Origin of the sequence: Enterobacter sp. 200527-13 (assembly GCF_027924865.1) — a bacterium.
GTDB lineage: Bacteria > Pseudomonadota > Gammaproteobacteria > Enterobacterales > Enterobacteriaceae > Enterobacter > Enterobacter ludwigii.
Window position 1 is genome coordinate 26,844 of sequence record NZ_BSCM01000006.1, and the last position, 24,788, is coordinate 51,631.

Here is a 24,788-nt window from a genome sequence, read left to right on the forward strand (position 1 = left end):
TTATTGTACTATTCAATAAGTTAGCGTTCCGGGCTGGTATCCAGGATCTAAAATCTGGTATACTCAGTTCAACACTATTGGGGCTGATTCTGGATTCGACGGGATTTGCGAAACCCAAGGTGCATGCCGAGGGGCGGTTTGCCTCGTAAAAAGCCGCAAAAAAATAGTCGCAAACGACGAAAACTACGCTTTAGCAGCTTAATAACCTGCTCTGAGCCCTCTCTCCCTAGCTTCCGCTCTTAAGACGGGGATTCAAGAGAGGTCAAACCCAAAAGAGATCGCGTGGAAGCCCTGCCTGGGGTTGAAGCGTTAAAACTAATCAGGCTAGTACGTTAGTAGCGTGTTTGTTCGCAGCTGGCGTGCGAATGTAAAGACAAACTAAGCATGTAGTACCGAGGATGTAGAAATTTCGGACGCGGGTTCAACTCCCGCCAGCTCCACCAATATTCTCCATCGGTGATTACCAGAGTCATCCGATGAAGTCTTAAGAGCCCGCACGGTGCAAGCCCTGCGGGCTTTTTTGTGCCCTCAATTTGTCCCGCGAAGTCTGATGCCAACTAATTAAATCCGAACCTTTTAGGCACCTTGTTAGGCACCTCATAAAGCTTTATTGTTTTTGAGGTGCCTAAAACTATGGAAACCCGGCAATGGCAAGACAAACCAAACCTCTATCCGTTAAAGAAATCGAATCAGCCAAACCCAAAGAAGCGGACTACGTTCTCTATGATGGTGATGGCCTTGAGCTACTCATCAAATCCAGCGGGAGTAAAATCTGGCAGTTTCGCTATATTCGCCCTGTCACCAAGAAGCGCGCGAAGAAGAGCATCGGCCCCTACCCATCAATTACCCTTGCCGATGCCAGAAACTACCGGGCAGAGTCTCGCTCACTCCTCGCGAAACAAATCGATCCACAGGAGCATCGGCAAGAACAACTTCGCAGTTCGCTGGAAGCCAAAACCAATACTTTCCAGCTCGTGGCTGAACGTTGGTGGAATGTGAAGAAGGCCAGTGTGACCGAGGACTACGCAGAAGATATCTGGCGCTCTCTTGAAAGAGATGTTTTTCCTGCAATTGGCGACGTCAGCATTACAGATATTAAAGCTCATACACTGGTTCAGGCCGTCCAACCGGTTCAGGCCAGAGGGGCATTGGAAACCGTTCGTCGCCTGTGCCAACGCATTAATGAGGTCATGATCTATGCCCAAAACACAGGGCTAATTGATGCTGTTCCCAGCGTTAATATCGGTAAAGCATTCGAGAAACCGCAGAAGAAAAATATGCCCAGCATTCGACCGGATCAGCTACCACAACTAATGCAGACAATGCGAACAGCCAGCATTAGCCTTTCCACACGCTGCCTGTTCATGTGGCAACTTCTTACTATTACCCGCCCTGCCGAAGCGGCTGAAGCTCTCTGGGAAGAGGTAGACATAGAAGCACGAGAATGGAAGATTCCTGCAGCACGCATGAAAATGAACCGCGACCATACTGTTCCATTGTCAGATGGAGCAATTGCGATACTGGAGGTGATGAAGCCGTTAAGTGGAAATCGAGAATTTATCTTTCCCAGTCGCATTAAGCCTACCCAGCCGATGAACAGCCAGACAGTGAATGCTGCACTCAAGCGTGCTGGCTTAGGAGGCGTGCTCGTATCACACGGTTTACGTTCTATCGCTAGTACGGCACTCAATGAGGAAGGATTTCTGCCTGATGTCATTGAAGCAGCACTGGCTCATGTAGACAAAAATGAGGTACGTCGCGCTTATAACCGCAGTGATTACCTTGAGCAACGGCGACCGATGATGCAATGGTGGGCTGATTTTGTTATGGCTGCTGATCGCGGAAGTATGATTGAGGGAGGTATGAGGGGAGAGCGTTTAGCGGGATGACGGATAATTAATGACAGTTCCCACTTTAGTAGTGGGCCAGATGAAAATTTATATTTCAAGCGAAAGCTAATAGTTTTAGAAATCAAGCTAATTAGCATAATATCTCTTAACTGAAGGGATATGGAGCCGCAGAAATAAATGAAGACACGGCAGTATGCGCAAAAATCTATCTTCGATCTGGAAGCAATCTTCGAACAGTCCCGCAACAATGTTAGTGAACTTGAACAGCTATTGAGCGAGCTGACCTTTCGCAACACTGCCAGGGCGCGGACGCTGACGTCTAAAATCGAGCAATCTCTAACTGCACTTAGCGACCGCAGCGAGGTCGCCATGTCGGCTTCCAACCCATCAACATGTAATCCCGATTCGGCGTCCATACAATTTTCTCAAGCTGTGCCCCACAGTGCACCTGCAGCTGTAGAGCAACTGCAACCGAAGGCTATCCCAGACACTGTCATGCGAGAGCAATTCGACAAAGGCCAATTTGATCTAGGTCCACTCCCGTCTTTCTTTCCGTCAGATAAGGCGAATGATGCGCGAGCAATACTGGCAGCATGGACAGCCCTCGAAGCACTGTCGCCTCAATGTTATAAACGCCCAGAGGATATGGCAACCGGCGACCGCTCCAGGGTTGCTCTATTGGAGCGAGGTGTTCCATGGGGACCAAATGCCCGCAGCAAGCCCAGTTATAAGCTTTATTTCGAGGTCGTCCTCGGCTCCATCGCTCTCGACAAGGCGACGGACGAGCTGGTCAAGGTTTTTGGCGAGGATGAGGAGCGTTCACGCCCGGACGGTAAGAAAGCGGCCATCGGCTCGATCCTGATCGACAAAGAAGGCTATGTGCTTGAGGAAAAAGGCGTTGCCGTTTCCAGTTTTGCCTGGGCACTCAAGCCGGCTCTCGATCTGAAGCTTGGAAGCTTAGGGAATTGGCCAAATGTTGAGCCGCGCATTATCGAGCATCTGGATCGAATAGTTCGCCGCCACAACGAGGATGGAGAACCCATACCGATCGATCTGAATGTTGTTCATAACGCTTATAAATGGCTTGTATCGCAGTTCAGTGTACCTGAGCATTTGGTTGAGCCGCCCACATTCGCGATTAAGGTGTTTCATCATTTCAAGGCCAAGGCGCTGCCTGAACCTTCGTTACTGAATTCCTTCTATCTTGAAGATCTCGGTGAAGCAACCAAATTGCTCGAGACGGGCAAAGCCGGAGCCGGTTTGCGCCGCTACATGGGAATTGGCAGGCCTGAACAGAAAATCGACGTGCTATCGCCCATTTCCGCAGTTGAGCCATTCGTCGCACCCTCGCTCATGCCGCAGGCTCGTTGGCCTTCGAAAGGCGGCCATCCACTGGTGCTGCTTCAACAGGCTGCCGTGAATGCGGCGCGTGCTGAGCTGAATGATGCTCCAGGTATCATCGGCGTCAATGGGCCTCCGGGAACCGGAAAGACCACTCTTCTGCGAGATATTGTCGTTGGGTGCATTCTTGATCGGGCCACGGCGATGTGCGGCTTCAATAAACCGCAGGATGCCTTTTCCACAACAGGCGAGAAGCTGGCATTCGGCTCCAATGCATTCCTGCACTTCTACAAGTTACATGCATCCTTAAAGGGCCATGAGATCGTTGTAGCGTCCTCCAATAACAAAGCGGTCGAGAACGTCAGTAAAGAGCTTCCTCTCAAGGAAGCCAATGGTCGTCATGAACAAATCGCCTATTTCCGGTCCATCAGCGACCTGATTGCGAACCCCAAACGCGTCGGCTATTTCGAAGCCGAGGCCGAGGCCGAGGGGGACGTCCCCTCCGCCCCAGTCGAAACCTGGGGGCTGATCGCCGCTGCTCTAGGCAAGAGCAGCAACCGAGGCGCGTTCCAGCAAGGTTTCTGGTGGAATGAAGACGGTGGTTTCCTTACCTACCTGAAAGCAGCTCGCGGCATAAATGTCATGCGTGAGATCAAGGACGAACGAACAGGCGAAATCATCGATCGCTTAATGCCCAGCGTGGTTGTCAATGAGCGGCCCAGCACCAACGAAGCGGATGCTGCTGCGGCCTGGCTGAAAGCGCGAACCGCATTTCTTAAACTCAAGGAAACGGTAGACGCCGAAATCGCCAGCATCGAAGAGATGCGACGGGATATCCAGGCGCTCAAGGGAGCGATCACCGAACTTCAAAGGGCTGAACAGCGTCGACCGAGTCTGAATGAAGCCGTCGAAGTGGCACACCAGATTGCTGAATCCTGCCAACGGGAGCATGAGAAGGCAAAATCGCAGATCGAGCAGGATAAGATCATGCTCGACAGCCATCTTGCTGGCCGTCCAGGTTTCTTCTCCCGTTTGTTCGCGACTGCGGCCTGGAAGTCGTGGAGATCGACACTGCAGATGCTCTCGGCGACCTTGCAGCAATCAGTCTTACGGGCGCTGGAGACAGACGGTGCCCTGGAGCTTGCAAGGGCTGAGTGGAGCAATACTGAGTCCCAGTTACAGCAACTCGACCAGGAAATTTCCAGCAAGTGTCAGGCTGTCTCGAAATTGAAAGCAACCGAGGCAGAGGCACGAAACCGCATGGGAGACAGGGTCGTTGATGAGAGATTCTTCGAGCGCGAGCACGAGGCTATCCACCTGACTGCGCCATGGCTTCCCGATGAGGTTCATCGCCTGCGGGAGGATCTATTCGCCGCTGCCCTGACTGTGCATAAAACGTTCATCGATGCTTCGGCCAGCCGCTTGCAACACAACCTTGGGCTATTGATGTCGGGCATGGTGGCTGGTGCCTTCCTGTCTTCCGCTCACCGTGAACTTCTCCCCGATCTTTGGTCGAGCCTTTTCATGGTTGTGCCTACCGTGTCCACGACATTCGCCTCTGTTCGGACGATGTTCGGGGATCTGCCACCAGAGAGCATTGGCTGGCTTCTTGTAGATGAAGCGGGCCAGGCCGTTCCTCAGGCAGCAGTTGGAGCTATCATGCGGGCAAAGCGCTCCATCGTGGTAGGTGACCCGTTGCAAATCCCACCTGTAGTTTCACTTCCTGAAAAGCTGAACGCCGAAATCTGCAAGTTCTTTGACATTGACCAAGTCGAATGGTCTGCCCCCGCAGCATCTACGCAGACCCTTGCTGATCAGGCATCACGCTTCAAATCCACCTTCGTCATGGACGTAGGTGATCGAGAAGTCGGGCTGCCACTCCTCGTTCACAGGCGTTGTCAGAACCCAATGTTCGATGTTTCTAACTCCATCGCCTATGCCGGGCAGATGGTCCATGCTGTCGGGCCTAAAAGACCTGGATCTATCGGCTCGGCATTGGGGAGATCTCGCTGGGTGGATATCAATGGCGATGCTGAGACGAAGTGGTGTCCCGATGAGGGCGAAGCGGTTGTACGAATGCTAAAAGAGCTGGCAGCATCGGGCATTACAAATCCAGACGTATTTATCATTACACCATTCAAGATCGTAGAGCAGAACATGCGTCGGCGTCTCGACAGAGAAACCGACCTGCTGCGAACGTTCGGCGTAAAGTTGGATGAGTGGTGCCGTGATCGTGTAGGCACGATCCACACGTTCCAGGGCCGAGAGGCGGACACGGTCATCCTGTTGCTGGGTGCGCCGAAAGCGAGTCAGCAAAAGGCGCGTCAGTGGGCGGCAAGCCCGCCAAACATAATCAATGTAGCCGTCTCACGCGCCAAGCAAAACCTGTATGTGGTCGGCTCGGTTGCTGCATGGGCAGGGGCGGGAACTAGTCTGCAGGTCCTGCATCGGCAATTGGCGCAATCAGGATGACAATCTCCGAGGTGGCCCTCATTGTTGAGGGCTCATCGCGAACAATCTGCAACCTACGTCAGTATCGGACCGGTCGCTACATGTCAAACACTGACATTGCTCACATAATAGTCTAGTAGTCATTACCCACCGCCCATCCTAGCTTGATAATTCTTACAGCTTCCCTTATATCCATACTGAGGAATAACCTCTGACAAGGCCAAGGAGCACGATTGTGGGACTTAAACCTGGTCCAAAACCAATTGCAAAATCAACAGGAAAACCCGATCAACGCAGACGTGATAATAAGGATACACCCGGTAATACCCCAGGACTGAAACCAAGCAAATCAACTGGGAAGTAATCCTTCAAGGGTATGGAGAATTCATCTATACCCTTATCTCATCAAATCTGTCTGCTTTAGCCCGTTTAGTGCCAGATACAGTCATTCGAACTTTGGGGGTTACACTTTTAAGTGATTTAGGGTATGTGCTTATTGATGAATCCCTAAACTGAGGTTATTCAAAATCATAGTGTTCGAAAACGACTTGGTTGCAAAATTTGACGGCATTTCCACAGTAGTTCCAATAAACTTATCACATACATAAAGCAGGCATAAAAACGGCCATAATCAGCTAATTCTATAGGTTTTTGGTCGGTTCGGGATGGTTTGAACATCTGCCTCGCTGGATTACTAATAGTTGTATGCACTGTAAGTGTTTACTTAATATAATTTACTTGAAAACAGTGACATTACACCTTAATATGTGAGTGAGATTACAATGAGAACATTCATGTAATTATTTAAAGTGACTTTAAATAATACGTTTACTGATATTCCATTCCTAGTGAGAAACTTAAACTTGTAACCAGTGGTAATGAAAATGGCGAAGGAAAAAGAGAGTGGGTTGGGTAAGGGATGTAATAATGAGTTTGATGACAAAGACAAGTGGAATTTGTTTTTCTATGGCGCTGGCTTTGTTATATTCCTTTCGTTAGTTTTATATTTATGGGAATTTAACTCTGGGCTATCTAATAACCATACGAAATGGGGTGAGTTTGGTTCGTATTTTGGTGGCATTACCGGCCCTTTAATTAGTGTTATGGCTTTTATCGGGTTATTAAAATCCATTAGTTTAACAAAAAGTCAGTTTGAAATTCAAAGTCAGGAGAGCACTTTTTTCAACCTTCTTAATTTCCATACAAACAAAGTTGATAAAATATATTCAGAGCGCTCCGATAAAGCTGATGCATTTAAATATTTATGCGAGGAATATGGAGGAAAATATAATCATTACTGCATTAGCGTAGCATTAAATAGCATAGTAGACAAGCCGGATGAATTACCAGATTTCACGTATTTTAATTTTCTAAAAAAATTATTCGGACTACATGACACCATTACCAACGAAGAAGTAAAAATAACGCTTTTACAATATTTAAGTAGATTTGAAAGTAAACAGCTAGTTTTGAATGACATAACATTAAAACGCCAAGTTATATCTGAGGATTTAAATCCCGTATTGGTTGAAACTGGACGCACTATAATAAGAAAAATGAGTTGCAAGGAAAGGGTTGAGATTTTAAGAAAAGCATTTGATATATTTTATGATGAGTATGGGCATATATCTGGATCATATATCAGAAACATTTATTATATTCTCTCTCACTCAAATGAATCTAATAATGGAAGTAAGTATGCAAAGATTTTTAGGGCTCAACTATCTCGCCATGAACTCGCTTTAATTTACTTTAATATATCAAGTTCTTATTGTAACCCTGATTTTATTAATTTGATTGAAAAATTTGATATATTAAATGGATTGTACATAAGTGACTTATGTTACAACCCATCGACTGAAATGTATAAAGATGATTTGGGGTATATATTTTCAAGTGCAAAAAAAATAATGCAGAATTCATAGTTTAAAGATGTGAAGAACATGAACACTCTCCCTAAAACTGAAATCATTTTTATGATAATCAATGAGTTGCACTAGGAAGTTAATGGGAATTTTTGATAGTTTTAAACATGATAATTTCTCGTTTATCATAATGTTATTCGATTTTTTACCATGTAATGCTCCGCAACATGGGTTGGGTTGAAACGGCTGGCATGATCATTAAAGGTATGGAAGGCGCGACCATCGAAAATATGTAATCCACATTCTGGATTGTGTGAGAACAGGAACGAGAGTTTCCCGTTTTTTATTATAAGACTTCGAACTGCTATAAAAATCCTGTGGTCGTTTTTGGGGTATAGGGAGTGGCATGCCAGGTTTGCATAATTTCGCCCATAGCTTGCTGGTAAACGCTCGTCAATGGTTAGGTCCGTCCCGTGCCAGAAGCGGACAAAACTTGCTCAATGCAGTATTAATGAGTTAATATATGAACAATTTGCGAATAGGAAGTATGGACTTTGTCAGATTATTTTCTCAATTTGAGTAAAACCTATTAAGAGCCAGTAATGGACCGCAAAATCTGTCACTCAAATCAATAGCGCAATTCCGGGCTAGTTTCTGCTGCAACTGTGGCCAGCATTAGAAAATCGAGGAAAATATGAGCTTCCCTAAATATAACCAGACTAATTCTCAAGAAAGATTGGGTGTAAATGCTGTTGCTGAAGCCATAGCAAAAATTGGCCAGATTTGGCGTGAAACTCCAATGGCTGACGTTGGAGTTGATGGCCAGATTGAGTATGTTAATCCCGAGGGCTTTGCTACAGGAAGGATGATAGCTGTTCAGATAAAGTCAGGGCCATCCTTTTTTAAGGAAAGCTACGGAGATTGGGTCTTCTATCCAGAAGAGAAACACCGTTTTTACTGGGAAAGATTTCCGCTACCTGTACTGATAATTATTCACAACCCTGATACAAATTTAAGTTATTGGCAAGATGTTCGCCGCGCATTAAGAGCTGCCAAACCAACTGATGCAAAGGGTATTACTATACCTAAATCAAATATCTTGCAATCTTCCAGTGCTAAAACCCTCTTTGAAGGGTTTGCGGTCGGAGATCAAGACATTATGTCGGTCGAAGATGTTCTTGACTATTTGATTAAAACTGAGAGTAACAATGCTTCATTTCCTGTCTCATATTTCAATCTTTTCTGCACAGGCCTAACTAATGTCTGCCGATCTTTATATTTTGGCATGGATGTTCCACTAACCGTGGCAGAGATTGAATTGTGTAATCAAAATTCTCCTTTTGGTGTCGGAGTGGGGGCCTCAGAGGATAATTTTCTGTTTGAGTATATAAAATTCATTGTACACCAGCATATAGCTGATGTTGATTTCTCTGACTGTATGATAGACAGATATGAACATGATAGACAACCATCTTTTATGGCACCACTGACCTCAAGAGGTAAAAAATTAGTACGACTCATCCATGAAATAGAATGTAGATTAAAGTCGGATGGAAAAATAAAAGATACTGGGACTTTACGCGCTGCACAAGCGGGTTTTGTGCGGTTGCAATTTACCCCAAATGAGATACAGAGAGTCGAACTTACTAATCTAATTCAACAGGAATATCTAAAAAGTACCTGACAAGCGTGTGTTATCGGACTGGCTTTCTGCCGCGCGCCAACCCAGCCGCAAATGCGAGCGTTAGGTTCGTTCTTCGCTCAAGGCAGACCTTATGATCTTGATTTTTCGAAGATCCGAGCCAAGAGCAAACATTGATATCATCAATCGGCCTCAATCTTAGGGGGAACATCTCCCCCTTATTACGTAAACAGTTTACTGAAGATGTTCTTTCAGCCAAGTACACGCGCCTTCAATGTCATACGCTTTTTCCCCAAATCCTTTCGCAAGCAGGGATTCAGGTAAATACTCGTCATATTTATCCAAGTACTTTTCTGGTACATCTTTGGCAAGATCAAATGCAGATGGTAAGCCTGACAACAGCATTTCTTTAAGCGCGTGTTGTACGCCAGCTACACTTGAATCGTCGATCTCTATAACGCCAGCCAATGAATTAGCTTTAAAACCACAGCGTATGAGCAAGGCTGTAATCGTATTGACAACTTTATCCCCCATCCAGGGTATTACGTAACAGTGTTGTCCACTCGTAATAAAACACTCATTTTGAAGTTTAAAACGCTGAAAGTTACTACAGCCTTCCGCAAATAGGTTTTTGGCGGCAGTATCGGCATAATCTACTTTCTTGCTACCTATTGCTATGCGGTAATCACCTTCCCTATAGATAGCGAGCATTTCCTGACGAACGGCATCATGAACAGACATTCCTCCACCACTAAATTGTGGTGGCTGACCGCCTTTGGTCGCCTCTACGTAGATAACTTTTTTCTCTGTCTCAATCTCTGTCACTTTCCAGCGCCGCCCACCGAAGATGATGTGTTGGTCTGGTAGCAGTGGGGAATCTACAGGCACTGTTCCAAGGGTTCTGTTTCCAGTGACAATGCGGAACTCTTCTGGTGTATTGAACACAGCATAAAAAGTGTAATGGTTAGTCAGTTTCTCCCCTTCTGCCCCAACAACCATTTCGCCGCTAGCAAGTTGAGTGAGCAGGCCACATGTTCCCATATGTTTAAGCAGACTTTTAAAATCGTTCAAATCTACATTTCTAAATGGCCCTGTCTGGCATAGTTGTGCCCAGAGCTGATCGGCACGAACTCCGCCCCATTGTGCGATAATCGCAAGGATCTGGTGTAGCAGCGTGGAGTAATGCATCTGTTGAACATCAGCTGGTTCAAACCATTGTTTAGAGATCATCAATCTGATCATTGCCATCGACTGGACCAGTTGCAGCCGTAGGTGGTCAACAATGCTGCTATTAACAGTAAGCTCATTTTCTGTAATTAGCATTCTGAGTACTGATGGGGAATCGCGTCGCCCAGAACGCCCCATACGCTGGCGCAAACTGGAAACAGAATGCGGAGGCGTAACTTGGATAACCGACTTAACCTTACCGATATCAATTCCCAACTCAAGCGTCATTGTACAAACAGCTGTTGTGGGCAAATTTCCTTTCTGAAGACGAGATTCAAGCGCCTCACGTAATTCCTTGGCAAGGGAACCATGGTGGGGGAAAAATTCATTCGGAACAATTTGTTCCTCACACATGTCGCTCAGCGTTGCCGCAATGCTTTCAGTGCGCTTTCGGCTGTTTGCAAAGACCAAATGAGAATCGCCACGGCAAAGTCTAAAAATGTCAGCGCAAACGTCATGTTCAGCTGAACTCTGAAGTTCTTCCTCTTTTTGGATCACTCGCTCCAGGTACCCTTTGACCTGTACCTGAAGAGTGGTCGTGCTATTACTATCTGTAACAGTTACGCAGGGGAGTCGTTTGTCCGGGCGCAACATTTCGGGCACTTTCTCCAGTTCCCCCAGCGTGGCACTCAACGCTACGCGGGGAATTGGATTTACCTGGCGTCCTAGCACATGGTCAATTCTATTGAGCAGAGAAAGCAGCTGTACACCACGCTCTGAGCCAATAAAAGCATGAAACTCATCAATAACGATGTATGCGACTGAAGAAAACGCCTGTTTGAGCCAGCCCATTGAATTTATGAGCAATGACTCAAGTGACTCAGGTGTAATCAGTAAAATACCAGCAGGGTTCGTCCGAGCCTTCTTCTTTTTACTTTGTGGTATATCCCCATGCCAGGGAGTCACTGGCATTTCCAATGCATCTCCAAGGCTCCCAAGACGACGGTACTGATCGTTAATCAATGCCTTCAACGGACTGATATAGACGATGCCAAATCCATTCGTGAGATCTGCAACTGCCGAACAGGCAGGAAGAAAGAAAGCCTCTGTTTTACCCGCTGCTGTACCTGCACTGATTAGCACGTCTCGATCACGGGCTAAAATTACCGGGATAGAACTCTCCTGCAAGGGCCTTAATGTAGACCACCCCTGCTTGTAAACCCACTTACGGACGCGGGGATCGAGGCTATCGTAGGCACTGCTCATAGTTTGAAGTTCGCCAGTCCGTCGTCGTCATCGCTTTCCTCCTTAGTGGCGTCATCCATATCGCTGGGCCTGTCCTCTTCAATCGCCACACCCTCGATTAGTGCTTGCCAGTTCATCGTTCTGTTTTGTTCCAGCACGGCCAGCATGTCCAGGAAACCTTTTATGGTATTACGGGGGGTACGGAAGTAAGCGTCTCCAATGGTTTTACTACAGTGATGCAGGAATCCAGTCAGTGCCTCATCTGGTACCAGATAATTCTCTGGATCTCCACCTGCATAAACATGACGAAGATTTCTCAGCAAAATATACAGTTCCTCAGGGGTGAGGCTGGCAAGATGCAAAGTGGGGGATGAGTAGTCAATCACTCCTGCTTTTTGCGCGAACCGGTTTTCCGCCAGACGCGACTGGAGCGCCTCATAGCTGTAAAGACCTTTACGCGGATCGAAAAGAAACTCTGGCGTACCCCCGAGGATAAAACCAATGTTCTCGGCTGAGCCTTGCAGGCAGTCATTCAGGATCCGCAAAATCTGTTCGTAGTTCGCTGTTCTTGCTTGCGTATTATTCAGCTTAAAGAGGTTCACCATTTCGTCGAGGCTGACCAAAAGACCGGCATAGCCTGCCTGGCGGACAAAAAGGCTCATCAGCTTCAAAGAATCATAGAATGAAGCGTCTGAGATAATAGTCCGAACGTCTAGATCGTTACGGGCATCAGTTTTGGTGGTGTACTCTCCCCGCAACCAGCGAATAGCATTGAATTTTAGCGTTTCGTTATCCTGCTCATGCCCGCGCCAGAATGCATCAATGACCTTCGCAAAGTCATATCCACCCACCATATCTGACAGAGCTGCCAGGCGTTTATGAATAACTGATGAAACCTCGGAGCCGTCCGTGTCCGCTTCCTTTCTTGCCTCCGTAACGAATCTTTCAACAACGCTAAGTAACGCATTACCATCCGGCTTGTTTCTGGTGGACATGTTTTTCATAAGCTCAGAATAGAGATTACGAGCCTGACCTCCCGATGAGTGAATGCGTCTGTCAGGAGAAAGGTCTGCACTGACAGACACCAGCTTCTTCTCTAGCGCAATAGAGCGCACAACACTCAGAAAGAACGTTTTACCAGAACCATATTCACCGATGATAAGTCTGAAGCTTGAACCACCGTCAGCAATCCTCTCAATATCTTGATGGAGAGCGGTGATCTCATTCACGCGGCCAACCTGGATATGCTGAATGCCTATCCTTGGCGTTACACCTGACTTAAGTGACTGAATAATAGCGTCACGTTCTTTCACTCTTATACGTGTTACAGACATTCACTATCCCTCTAATTCTTTGGCAATTTCCAGGTCAACCCAGATATCATCATCGGCATCGTCCAGTACCGGAGCATCAACCACCGCATAGGACCAGTCATTAATCACCTCAAGCGCACCGCCGAGCATCAAATTCAAATTTCCGCACAATTCTGTCGCCTCTTTCCGGGACCACTGTTCTTTCTCCAGCAAACTGTGATAAAGCTGGCTATGTGCGGAGTCTAGCCCCCCCGCCTCCGTTAATGAGGCTGGAGCGCTTTCTGGCTCTTCCGGTTCTTCTTCGGTGAAAATTGTGTTCAGCAATTTACGAACATCATCCGTGGCAGATTCGTGGCGGGCAAGTACATTAGCATCCAGTGTGAACCCTACTGCTGGCTGATCAGTTGGTACAGACGAGACGAGATCATGTTCAGTTGCGGAATGCTGATGGATATTGCTCGAGACAGATGAGGGATCCAGCCCCAAACTTGAATAAATCTTCTCAAGCTGTTTGATTTCGGCAGGCGCTATTGTCCCATCCGAACAGGCAACACTAACGATAACTTTGCCCACAGCAGCTTTTTCCGCGGCCCCCATCAACTCAATCCTGCTTTTCATTCCTGTCATATTGGCTGGGGTATGAAGTTGCCACGTTAAATACGCATGTAGAGAGCATTTTTCATCATCGGTGAAGCCAGTATTGTTGTTGATGGCATTCTCAAGCACTTTCTGTTCAGCTTGATCAAGAAAATCGTCAATCAAGGCGACCATCGCCCCTAATCTGAGCGTCATTACTGCTGAGATAAATTCAGGAGAAGGTGAGAAGCGTCCACCTTCGGCGGCAGGGAATAGAACAAGTGTCCCATCAACATCCGCCTTCACATGGTGATAATACGGGTCAGGTGCCAGACCGTAACCCATCTTCAGAGCAAAGGCCTGCATCAAATCGGCCTCTTTTTTATTGATCTTATTGGGGCAACTGGCATTCATATGTGCCCAAAAGTCAGCAACTGAGACTAACCCCTCCTTGACGAGGATCGCCTCATCAGCCCAGCGTTTGAATGAGCTTAATATTTTTTCTGCGCTTTCATTAACGATCTCTGAAGGGAGCAACATAATTGCAGCCGTATCATTGACTGACGTACCTTTCCTACCAAGGTAGCGACTATAAGCATCAAGTTCATCCGTACATATGTCGGCAAGAGCCATAATTTTCTGGACAGGGCTCTTCAACGCACTTGGATCAGGCAGGTCGGGAACAGGAAGTCGAACACCTCGCAAACTAGGACTTGCTGGTGTGTAATCTAACCTTAGGCGCGTTTTATTCGCCTTAACGACCATCCCTTCACCATATTTGAGGGTGTAACGCCGTTTGAAAAGCGCAGCAAACTCTTTAGCACAGCGGCGAGCCGGGGTACGCAGCGAATACTCGGTGTGGTTTATTACCCAATTCAACGCCAGTTCAGCTGATACAGGAACTCCTTCATGTACAGTTTTTGCCAGAGCCAGCTTAAATTGCATGCTGTTGCTGAAACCTGAATTGCTATCGAGCTCAGTGGCTAAGCCCATGTTCGGGCGCAGAATAGACATGGCTTCGAGTAATTGGGCCGAATATCCACGGAATGAGCGGTTCTCAATGAATACCGATCTTAACCGAGCGACTTCATTGAACAGATTACGGAACTCAGCATCAGGGAGTTTTGGGTCAGTGGAATCTACGAGCGCTTTTCTTTCCAGTCCGTAGAGGTAGATAAAAACATAGCCGATAGGACACGATGGATCAGACCTATCGCTGGCGAGCCAACTGACATACGCACCGCGTGCTTCTGGGGAAAGAGAGGAAAAACTGGGCCAGTATCCTAATGAACTGTCCTCGTAAAGATAAGAAGTAGGTTTTATCTTACATGTGTCATCAATTAATGATGCCTCACTTCCATCGTCATAATAGCCGCCTGATTCCTGACCGGAGGGCTTCATACGTTGCCCCACGTAAATGTGACCACCAGTGATTGTCACACCAGCTACAGTTATCATTTCACCCGGAAGGACCCATCGAGCTAATACACCATCTGATTTTGATTTTTTCTGATGATGATTGGTGGTTACTCGGAATTCTACACCCCGGCCACTGCTCAGTGTAAAGGTTGCTAGGTTGTCATCTTCACTTTCATCTTTTCGCATGACCGCCTCCTTTTTCTCGATGTCAGCAATCCATTCTTTAGGTGGCGCGTTGACAGTTTTGGAAACAGGAGACTGGGTAGATTTATGCTTTTTCTTTTTGAAAAACAACAAATAAACAACATAAATCGCCGCTAAAAATATCCATAACTCCATGAGCATAAACCTTAAAAATGACTTCTCATAGACACCAAAAATGGCGAGGGAGAGTAAGGCAAGTGGAATAATCTCAAAATAATACTTCTAAATTGCGAAGGTTAAAACTAAATCGCATAAAAAAATAAGTTATTGATTCAAATAACAAAAATAATAAGGTAGGTGTGTTTTACCATCAATGAATTTTTAAGATGTACGAATGCCTGTTTGGTCATCCTCCTCAGAAGAATGTTGCACTGCTGTTACGCTATCATACGAGCAACTATAGTGGGCATGAAGACCTGACTGCTGCATAATGAAATTTGCCGATTCACTGAAGGTGTCGAAAATCTGTTCAATCGGGAAGGCTTTAAGGGCTATATCATCTCGAATAATGACTTTTCGCAAGTAGTTGACATTTCTTGCCACCCTTTCATTTTCATTCAGATAATGAACCTGGGAATTTAAAAAATGATTCAGCGTGGTTTTACTTGTTTCCCTTCAGACCCAAGCCATCAGCCCCAAAACGCCTCCTCTCACAATTCAACGTAGCTTGTTGCTAATTTTGCCGGTTAGCAAGCACAATTGGGTTGACGTCCCAGTTTTCTGGGGCCCCTTAGGAGATCATAAGGTTCTGATGAACAATGCCGATAATGTTTAGATAAGATGAATCTGATGTTTCCGCGTCACTCTCACAGGGACAAACTGCGTTGAATGTCGAAAACCTTTGAGACCCGTTGTGCCAAGCAAATTAACGCCAAACGACAATGACCAAGGCAGGGATGCGCTACAGCGTCCGACTGTGTAAAGGAGAATACATGGCAAGCATTGTTTCGGAGTACCAACGCTTTCTCGATTGTTTAACGCAGCAGGACGTTCCTGATGATGTTCGGCGACTTGCGTATCTGATCTTCGATCATATCCAACCTCTCGCTGAAGTCGGCTCGACTCGCCGGGCGCGTTCAGTTCGTCTTGCCCCCCTAGCCCTAAGACATCTAATTAATCAGCCCATCGCTTACGAAGGCAATTCTGACACCCCTGAAGCAGGTTCAGCTCTGGGCAGATTGCATCAGCTTGAGGTTGGTCCATTCCGTGGATTCATGCGGCAGGAGATATTTGACCTCTCCCACGATATCACTCTCATTTACGGTGCAAACGGTACAGGTAAAAGCAGCTTCTTTGAGGCTCTCGAAGTGTCAATGCTGGGCACTATCAGTGAAGCGCAGTTAAAGCGGGTGGAGCAAAGGCTTTATTGCAATAACGCTCGTCTCAAGCACCACGATGCGCCAGTGCTTCTTGCCGGTGAGGCTCAGAACTTACGGCCCGTCCAGCCTGATGAATCAGAGTATCGTTTTTGTTTCATTGAGAAGAACCGGCTTGATGACTTTGCCCGTATTGCTGCAAGAACCCCCAGCGATCAGCGACAGCTAATCGCAACGTTGTTTGGTGTAGATCAGTTCAGTGAATTTGTCCGTGGGTTTAACCCATCACTCGATCAAGATCTGATGCTTTCCGGACCAATGGCAGCTCAGTTGGTCGAACGGAGAAAGCAGGTAGCAGCTTCAGAGCAGGTAATTGCAGCACATCCGCAGAAAATAGCTTTGATTGAATTGCAGGAAAATGCGCTTGCGCAGCGCATATCCCCCGAAGCGACCTATCAGGCATGCGTTGAATGGCTGGAAGGTACACAACTTCAGCAGGGACGTCTGCCATATATTCAATCTCAACTTGATGCTGTCCCACCACTGGTTTATGGGATTACGCAATCCCGACTGGAAGCGCTTCTCGCTGAAGCATACCGTCTACATGGGAGTTGGCAAGAGACCTCAAGGGAACTTGCATCACGAGCGACCGAGGTATCGTATGCAAAACTGTATGAAGCAGTGCAGGCCTTAGCTGTCGGAGCAACCACCTGCCCTGCTTGTGGTACAAATCTTGATACCGTAGCAGAGGATCCTTTTATACGAGCGCGTACGGGACTTGAAGCCCTGGCGCAGTTGGCACAGATTCAGTTGCGGGAGCAAACATTACGAACAGAGCTGAACGAGTCTCTCCAGCTACTGTTGGAGGAAATACGTCGCACCGTAACGGCAGCAATCGCCGCATGCCCGGAAACCCTTCATGCTGCAGTACTGCCGGAATTACCCCAGACATCAGTTGGAGCGTGGCTTGAGTGCTGGGTTGAAGGAGAGAAACAGCCCTGGAACACACTCCTGTGCATTGCCAAAGAGATTGAGCATATCGATAAACAGTCCCTCGCAGTACATAATCAACGTGGTGCGTTGACCGAGGAGCGGGACCGTCTGATTCAGTATCGGTTCGAAATTGAAAGACTACGTACGCAGCGCACAGCCGCCAACTTTGAACTAGCTGCAGCTCAATCTAATCTGACCCAGTTCAATGACAATAATCGAGATCTGCTCCAAGCCATTGCTGAAGAAGAAACTGTCATAAAGTTAAATCAACGAATTAAGGTAGCTTACGACGGATTCCTACCGGAAATCCAAAGATACATGGCCGCACTACCTGGCATATTGCTTCAGGGATTGGGTGAACAGGCTCGGGATCTGTATAACGCTTTTAACCGAAGCGATGCACCTAGCGATCTGCTGCATGCACTTCATCTGCCAGTTGCTGAAAATGGCAAAATTGAAGTCGAATTCGCCGGTGAACCAGGCATTCGTTACGATGCGCTAATCATTTTCAGTGAGGGACACATCAAATGTCTTGGCCTCGCAATTCTGTTGGCCAAAAATATTGTCCAAGGATGCCCGGTGGTTATCTTTGATGATGTGGTTAATGCGATTGATGATGAGCATCGAGACGGTATATGGCGTACCTTCTTTGAAGATGGGCTACTGGACGACAAACAGGTCATCTTGACTTCCCATGCCGAAGAATTCCTCATCCGAATTCAACAGGAGTTAGGTGCAGCAAGGGCAGGAGCCATTAAGCGCTACAAATTCCTACCACACGATGGTGAACACGAACTGCGAGTAGACAGCAATCCACCGAGTAAGAATTACGTTCTGCTTGCGCAGCAGGCTCTAGATGGGGATGAAAAGCGTGAAGCTCTTCGTCAGTCACGTCCCGCCCTGGAAAGCCTTACAGACAGCCTTTGGTCTTGGATGGGCAGACGCGGTGACGGACGCATTGATATTAAACTCAGTGGACCACGTTCGCCTTGGGAATTGAATAATAAATGCTCTAAATTGAAATCGGCCGTCAATCGCATTGCAGGGCAGCATCCCGGGGCCCCGGCTGCAGTTGCTGCATTAGAAAGATTACTCGGAGTTAACGGCTCCAGCATTGAATGGGGATATCTGAACAGCGGCGTGCACGATTCACAGCGAGACCACGAATTCGACCGCTCCACAGTAAGAACAATAGTGGAGTCGATTGTGTCGCTTGATGCAGCCCTTAGCGCCATGAGAAATCAGTAAGTGATACACAGTGAAACTGGTGCCGGGTGGTGTCGCAATCAGCCTCCCTAAACGTAGCTTTAGCCGTTCAGATGCTTGCTGGCTTTCTCGATGAGTTGAATCGGGTTAGCCCCACGGTTCAACTGGAAGCTAGCGAGCAACTTACTTATGAATAACATCAGCAATGGCATTGTATCAATGATATTTTTTTACCAAATAAAAAGAAACAGATATGAAATAGCTGCAATACTACTCATGATAAGCATTGGACTGCTTAATTTGGGGTGGCTGAGTTTAAAGAAAATCCCTGAAACTCCGCCAGGATATTATGAAAATATCGTCATCGAACACCTGCAATTATTCACGAACCTGCGCAACGAGTATCATAATCAGCAACATGAAATGAAGAATGAAATGCTATCCAAAGAGCATGCGTCTATAGAAGTAGCTAGAATTGCATTAAAATTAAACATATCTGAATCCCGATATCTGGATTTTTGGGTAGCAGAGAGACCGATTATTATTGGTATGTTGAAACCTTTTGAAGAGTCAAAATATAGAAGCTGGTATGTACACCTTCCTCAAGAAACTCGAAAACTGGTTAACAACATAGCAGATAATCTACACGAGGTTTACCCCAAACTTGCGAAGTGTAATCAAAATGCGGCTAAGGATTATATGGCATTAGTTTCGGGACTGGAGGCACCGTCATCTCGCGATAAAGTATCTGCTGCTTTGGTTGCGCAAACCCGAGTAATAATGCGCAATATTTCTCAAGATCAGCATTCTCCATCAGAGATTTGTGATAGTGCAATGGTGTCATATTTTTCTTCGATTCAACTGTTATCGAGAACATATAATGAACTTGCAGATTCTTATCAAGAGCAACTAGAAGCGAATGAATTATTACGTAAAATAGTCAGCACGACATTATCCTTTCTTTTATTTTTAGTTTGCTATAAGTGTCGTGAAAACTTGATAAAAAAGGCAGCAAAATCACTGGGGGGATAATTTTTCCTAATCTATTGAAGTTACTGTTATAAGAGTAAGGATTTTTAGGGCTAATTAGGCATAAGATCGATTTTTAAATGGAATTTTATCAAGGTAAGCTTGTTAAAAATTTGTTTTTCAGAACTATACAAAAGAGATAAGAACAGTCTGGTAAGGTGGGCAAAAAAAAACCAATATTCCGGAGCTCTTCTTCGTACAGATTAATATTTTTAATTAAGCGACACACCACTTATTTTTGAAATATAAAAACTTCCTCTAAAGGTAATAATCTTTCACATCGCCAAATGAATACTATACCTGCCACCTATGCTTTATGGATAATTACATTCGTTAGTTCCTGTACTACAGAACCTCAAAGCCATATCGTAATAATTATTATTATCAAGAAACCAAGGGGTGATACCCCCCTGATTCAATAAAAGAAAACAATAATACTTAACTTGAGAGTAACGTTCTTTTTTTACAGATTTATATCGGAGATAAAGGCTCCGAGCTGATACACTAAAACCATACTCCAAATACTTCAATCTTATTTTTTCTGAAATAGTCCGACTATTATTTTCCTCATAATAAATGGCCATCTCAGGTTCTTCATCATGTTCGCATGCAATATCAAATGCCCCCAGCGTTCCCAGCCAACTGCCTTGGGTTCCGCTAAACATACGTTTATGAAGATAATATTTATTTATATTCCCAAGAAAAACCTCTACATCATTAATCGAAATATCGCCTTTACATTGAAAACTCACAAAAGATTGCCTCCCCTCCCCCATAAACCAGTCATCCACTAACCTTTTATAGTAATCAGAAATATTCTTTTGCTCCAAGGCAGACATTCTTGGGTCAGGAGATGGTAACGCAATCGTATTGTTGTTTTTTAGCGATAACATTACCGCTACCGCTCGTTGAAGTATCTTAAACTCGAAAAGCAAACATGCTCTGAGAAACAACAACGACACCCCTGACTCATTTTTTTTCGCATATGCGTCAATATTTAGAGAATATTTCCCACATGAGATAATACCAAGACTTACCAGCTCCCGATAAAACGCAAGAGGGGTCTCTGTATATTCCAATGCATAGCAGCATTCGACAAGACGATATCTAATGAGATAGGGTGTTGCTGATAATTCTAGATCTTGATCATTTACCAACTCTTCAATAGCTCTATCAATGAACTCACCCTGCACACCATTGTTCTCCGCAGCAGCGTATAACATTGTAAGACTAAAATTCCTCGCCGTTTGAGTACTCTTGTCATAAATAGTCCCTTCTTCAAAAAGCGTATTTGTATCGGACTGTTCAGAATACTCAGCAATGGCTGAAGAAAGTTTGCCATCTACAGATAGATAAATTTCCAGTGCCCCCAGCAGATAGTGCTTAGCTATCACAGCCTGTTTTCCCGTCATTCCAACTTCTCGCAGCATATTGTTGATTTTGAGGATAATGCGGGGATACCACTCTGCAATGGGATCTTTACATACCTCACTCATCACAACCTGAGTGAAGTGAAGGGTATCGATCACATCAAAAGCTGCTTTTTGGATAGGTGTTGTCGCTGGCATTTTTAGTGTCAAAAAAAGGAGCCCATAACTTGAAATTTTAGACACTAAAGAACTTCATTACAATCCCCTCCGTACACAAAAAACACCGGTGTTAGGTAAGAAAACAAAATATTAACTATTTAAAACAATGAGGTGACGTAATGACCTGTATTACCCCATCGGTAAAAATTCTGCGCATCAGCGCACTTGTGAAAAAAATTGGAATCAGCCGCTCAACAATCTATGACTGGCTAAATCCGAAGTCGCCACGCTATGACGTAACATTCCCTAAACAGCGCCGCCTGGGTATGCACTCTGTTGGCTGGATGGAATCTGAAATCGATAAATGGCTGGAGGAATGCTGCCCGCAGGTTTGAGGTCTGATTCATATCCCTGTATCAGTTGTGACCAAATGGCATCACAACTGATACCGACAACTTTCTTTTATTTTCTTCTCTATGGAAACCACACAATGCAAAAGCATGATAATTTTCCTGTTGATCAGCTTCCTCCAGTTATTAGAAACACAATTTATGAAGTACACCAGATAACACAGGCACCTATACCTCTGATTGGTGCATCCGTTTTAGGCGCTATTTCCCTTGTTTGCCAAAGTCAGATTGATGTCATCCGTCCAGGAAATATTCGCGGGCCAGTCTCTCTTTTTCTGCTGACGCTGGCAGGCTCTGGCGAGCGTAAAACCACTGTCGATAATCTGTTGATGGAACCATTGAGACGTTTTGAAGAACAGCTGAACGAAGATTATTTGGAAAAATATAGTGACTATTTGATAGAACTAAATGCGGTAAAAACAGAGATCAAAGCCCTGAATACTGAGCTGAGGGCACAAGTTAGGCATAAAGAAGACACACTGGAGATAAAAAAAGCGCTCAACGCCGCGCATAAATCGCTCCCGGAGCCCCCTGTAAAATACAAAATGACATTCAATGACGCAACGCCAGCCGCAATTAAAGAATTTCTGTGTAAAGAGCGCTGGAAATCGGTGGGTATTATGTCAGACGAGGCAGGAGCGATATTCAACGGCCACACTCTGAACGATCTACCTTTTATCAATAAAATGTGGGATGGCGGAAAATTTACCGTTGATCGCAAAAATGAGCCCGAGGCCACCATCCACGATGCCCGAATGACGCTGTCGCTGATGGTTCAACCGGAGGTGTTCACCGCCTATCTGGAACGGCGGGGAGAACAGGCTAAGGGTGTGGGTTTCTTTGCCCGCAGCCTGATTTGTTTGCCGACATCTACACAGGGCACCCGTCTGATCGAATCACCGGTTATCTCACGGGAACATCTGCCAGTATTCCATCGCCGCCTGATGGACATCGCTACTGAAAGTCTTGCCCATAACGGGCAAAGTCGCAAAGGTCTGACATTTTCTCCGGAAGCTGAAAATCTATGGATTGAATTTCATAATGACATAGAGAGCAGGATAGGTAGCGACGGTAATCTGGTCAGCGTCAGAGATTATGCATCTAAAGTTGCGGAAAACGTGGCCCGTGTTGCCGCGTTACTCCATCACTTTTGTGGTTTTGATAACAATATATCTACCGAAGTTGTTGACGCTGCAATCGCCATCATCAACTGGTACGGTAACCAATACACAGATCTTTTTGTTCATCCTGATGAATATCAGTCCTTTGAAAGGGATTTAAATGAGCTTTTTGCATGGATACAAAATGAATGCCGTAAGTCATATAGGTATATGTTTAGAAAAAACCGTATTTTACAATTAGGGCCAAACCGCCTAAGAAACAAGGAAAGAGTAGATGAGTTACTCTCCGTACTAGTCGAACAGGAAAAGATTATCCTATTTCAGATTGGGAAAACTTGGTTCATCCGTGAGAACCTAGCTGGTTCACTCATGGTTGCTTCACCGAACAGCTCTGTCTGGAGAAGCTAGCGTTGGCTGTGAGATGTCGTCTGCAGTGAAGCCCGGCAGGATCACGCTCTCTCCTGCCTTATCGGAATTTTATAGATAAGACTAATATTCAGTTAATTACCAAACATATAGTAAAAAAACTCAAATAAGAAAAATACAGACACATATCACCTTAACGACAACCAACAGAGGTTGTCGTTAAGGAGGTTATCTGGATATCAATATACTACGTCAACTGTTTGATGAGATGTACGGCCTAGCCGTTGAAGGCACCGCTATTACTGACTCAGCAAACGAGCTGGCAGAGAACTACTTGGCTTCTTCTGAGAGCGCATTTAAAGCCGCAGAATCCCTAGTGGCCTGTGAATCTCTTAAAGCTTGTGGCTCGGGTTTTGTCTGTAGCCTTACTGGTGGTGCACTATTGCCGCTGGCAGTGACTGCTGATGTCTGTTCTTCGCTGTTTATTCAGATGCGCCTGTGTGTAGCCGTGGCGGTTACTGGCGGGCATTCCACTGCTGATCCGCGAGTAAGGTTACTATGCTGGGGGGCGATTGCCGGTGATGTCTGTGCGGATATTGCCTGTGGCATTCTCACTCGCCTGATGAACCAGGCATTAACCCTACCGGAAGCGGAAGGCGCGTTGCTGACTGCGGTGCGCAGTGAGTTGCTGATGAAAGGCGGAGGCATGTTACCGAAAGAAGGTCTGCTGGTTCCGTTAGTGGGCGGGGTAATAAACGGCGGTGCTGCCTGGCTGGTGACCCGCCTGATTGGGCAACTCGCCATTCGTCTGTTTCTTTCACCACCAAGTCCACCCTACACAGCATAATCTTCCGTATTTCATTTTCGGACATCACCTGTCCGCCTCTCTTAGAGTAACACACTGATTTTTCTGATGCTTCGGCCACGTCCTTGCAGTCGGGTTTGTTATCGTTTTGTCCTGACGATACAGACCTTAATGGAGGGGACATGGCCGTTTATCGCGAAGATACTGACCTGCGATTCCTGGGGGGTTGCGAGAATGAGGACCTGGATTTACTGGTCAGCCTCATTACCCATGACCCACGGGATAAAACCCTGCGCTGGACGGAAACGCTGTCCGGCAGCGACAACTACAAACGTTTTTACCCGGCGCACCGTAATTACTGGCAGGAGATTGCCGCTGAAATCCAGACCTTTGGTGCCAGCAGTATTGCCAGTGTGTTCAGGGGTGGAAAAGGCGTGTTGTACCGGGAGGTGTTATGCGATGTCTGTGAGCATACGAGTGTGAAATACCGGAAGGAGGAAACAACCGAGGCCATTGAGCTTTCCCTGCTGCTGGCGTTACTTGAAAAAAGTCTCAGTGAGATGTCAGTCGAAGAGTTGCAGGAGTTTGCTGACAGTATGGGCACTGAGCTGACCGTACCGACAGCACCGCTGATTTTAATGGCCATACGGACTGCCGTCCGGGCCTCGGGCTTTGCAGCCTATCGCCTATCAGTAGTGATGCTCAGTACGCTGGCACGAGTGGTACTTGGGCGTTCTCTGCCGATGGTGGCCTATCTGACACTGAGCCGCTCCATCGCCGTCCTGGCGGGACCGGTTGGTATAGCACTGAGCACTGGCTGGCTGGTTGTTGATATGGCAGGCCCAGCCCGACGTGTCACGGTTCCGGCCTGCCTGCTGGTCGCCTGTCTACGTCAAAAGTATCTGCACCACTCGCAGTAACCAAACGGAAATCCTTCACT

The 24,788-nt window shown here is 46.2% G+C and carries 14 protein-coding genes and 1 other RNA gene; 11 read left to right on the forward strand and 4 right to left on the reverse strand.

From position 1 onward, the window contains the following. Nucleotides 1-79: 79 nt before the first annotated feature. The 5 genes from ssrA (at nt 80) to QMG44_RS17930 (ending at nt 9,191) form a co-directional block, all read left to right on the forward strand. Nucleotides 80-443, forward strand: a transfer-messenger RNA (tmRNA) gene (gene ssrA, locus QMG44_RS17910). A 204-nt stretch (nt 444-647) separates the two neighbouring features. After that, on the forward strand, nt 648-1,889 hold the full coding sequence (locus tag QMG44_RS17915) for an integrase (protein ID WP_207167777.1): 1,242 nt from the start codon (nt 648-650) through the stop codon (nt 1,887-1,889). A gap of 138 nt (nt 1,890-2,027) precedes the next feature. Further along, on the forward strand, nt 2,028-5,663 hold the full coding sequence (locus tag QMG44_RS17920; protein ID WP_281853213.1) for an ATP-binding protein: 3,636 nt from the start codon (nt 2,028-2,030) through the stop codon (nt 5,661-5,663). Nucleotides 5,664-6,526: 863 nt separating this feature from the next. Continuing rightward, nucleotides 6,527-7,567 carry a putative phage abortive infection protein gene (locus QMG44_RS17925; protein ID WP_281853214.1) on the forward strand — a complete coding sequence of 347 codons (1,041 nt, stop codon included), beginning with the start codon at nt 6,527-6,529 and terminating at the stop codon, nt 7,565-7,567. 634 nt (nt 7,568-8,201) lie between these two features. After that, a complete protein-coding gene (locus QMG44_RS17930) occupies nt 8,202-9,191 on the forward strand; it encodes a DUF4365 domain-containing protein (RefSeq protein ID WP_088582985.1) in 990 nt (329 codons plus the stop codon). A 192-nt stretch (nt 9,192-9,383) separates the two neighbouring features. Here the strand turns inward: QMG44_RS17930 and QMG44_RS17935 are convergent, their stop codons facing one another. Genes QMG44_RS17935 through QMG44_RS17945 form a run of 3 tightly spaced genes read right to left on the reverse strand, consistent with a single transcriptional unit; the run spans nt 9,384 to nt 15,208 of the window. Next, nucleotides 9,384-11,582 (reverse strand): DEAD/DEAH box helicase, encoded by a 2,199-nt coding sequence (locus tag QMG44_RS17935; protein ID WP_281853215.1) that lies wholly within the window; start codon nt 11,580-11,582, stop codon nt 9,384-9,386. Continuing rightward, nucleotides 11,579-12,895 carry an ATP-binding protein gene (locus QMG44_RS17940; protein ID WP_265002803.1) on the reverse strand — a complete coding sequence of 439 codons (1,317 nt, stop codon included), beginning with the start codon at nt 12,893-12,895 and terminating at the stop codon, nt 11,579-11,581. Before QMG44_RS17940 ends, QMG44_RS17935 begins: the two co-directional genes overlap by 4 nt. Nucleotides 12,896-12,898: 3 nt before the next feature. Beyond that, complete coding sequence (locus tag QMG44_RS17945) at nt 12,899-15,208, reverse strand: TerB N-terminal domain-containing protein (RefSeq protein ID WP_265002802.1); 2,310 nt, start codon at nt 15,206-15,208, stop codon at nt 12,899-12,901. A 797-nt stretch (nt 15,209-16,005) separates the two neighbouring features. Here QMG44_RS17945 and QMG44_RS17950 point away from each other — a divergent pair. Further along, nucleotides 16,006-18,630 (forward strand): AAA family ATPase, encoded by a 2,625-nt coding sequence (locus QMG44_RS17950; protein ID WP_281853216.1) that lies wholly within the window; start codon nt 16,006-16,008, stop codon nt 18,628-18,630. 147 nt (nt 18,631-18,777) lie between these two features. Beyond that, nucleotides 18,778-19,620, forward strand: coding sequence for a hypothetical protein (locus QMG44_RS17955; RefSeq protein WP_265002800.1), 843 nt, complete (start codon nt 18,778-18,780; stop codon nt 19,618-19,620). A 311-nt stretch (nt 19,621-19,931) separates the two neighbouring features. Here QMG44_RS17955 and QMG44_RS17960 read toward each other — a convergent pair whose 3' ends face one another. Beyond that, entirely contained in the window at nt 19,932-21,230 is a 1,299-nt protein-coding gene (locus QMG44_RS17960) for a hypothetical protein (protein WP_265002799.1), read from the reverse strand. 95 nt (nt 21,231-21,325) lie between these two features. On the opposite strand from QMG44_RS17960, the gene QMG44_RS17965 reads away from it, so the two are divergent. From QMG44_RS17965 to QMG44_RS17980, 4 genes are all read left to right on the forward strand, one after another. Continuing rightward, a complete protein-coding gene (locus tag QMG44_RS17965) occupies nt 21,326-21,541 on the forward strand; it encodes an AlpA family phage regulatory protein (protein WP_007678426.1) in 216 nt (71 codons plus the stop codon). 95 nt (nt 21,542-21,636) lie between these two features. Further along, a complete protein-coding gene (locus QMG44_RS17970; RefSeq protein WP_281853217.1) occupies nt 21,637-23,085 on the forward strand; it encodes a YfjI family protein in 1,449 nt (482 codons plus the stop codon). 334 nt (nt 23,086-23,419) lie between these two features. Next, nucleotides 23,420-23,890, forward strand: coding sequence for a hypothetical protein (locus QMG44_RS17975; RefSeq protein ID WP_281853218.1), 471 nt, complete (start codon nt 23,420-23,422; stop codon nt 23,888-23,890). A gap of 140 nt (nt 23,891-24,030) precedes the next feature. Continuing rightward, nucleotides 24,031-24,768 (forward strand): DUF3944 domain-containing protein, encoded by a 738-nt coding sequence (locus QMG44_RS17980; protein ID WP_265002796.1) that lies wholly within the window; start codon nt 24,031-24,033, stop codon nt 24,766-24,768. Nucleotides 24,769-24,788: the final 20 nt, after the last annotated feature.